This window comes from Bradyrhizobium uaiense (assembly GCF_010811875.1).
Lineage (GTDB): Bacteria > Pseudomonadota > Alphaproteobacteria > Rhizobiales > Xanthobacteraceae > Bradyrhizobium > Bradyrhizobium uaiense.
Window position 1 is genome coordinate 1 of record NZ_VKHP01000855.1, and the last position, 246, is coordinate 246.

General features: G+C 63.0%; 1 pseudogene. It reads right to left on the bottom strand.

The features are described 5' to 3' along the window. A pseudogene (locus FNJ47_RS52380) lies at positions 1–246 on the bottom strand (hypothetical protein); the annotation flags it as partial.

Consider the following 246-nt stretch of genomic DNA (forward strand, 5'->3'; position numbering starts at 1 on the left):
TCGCTTCCTTGTGGTCGGCGGTCTCGAACGTCACCTGCTCCAGCGCCATCGAGGCCTCCAGCAGCATGTTCACGCGCTCCTTGACGATCTGGTTGATCGACAGCTTGGTCCAGCGAATGGCCCAGGTTCGGCCAGGCATAGTTGGAGCATAGGTCGAGGCCGGGCCATGGCGGCAATCGAAGCGGCAGGTGACGACGTCACGGCGATGTTGCGCGATTCCTTGGGCGGCTGCCTCGCTGAGCATTG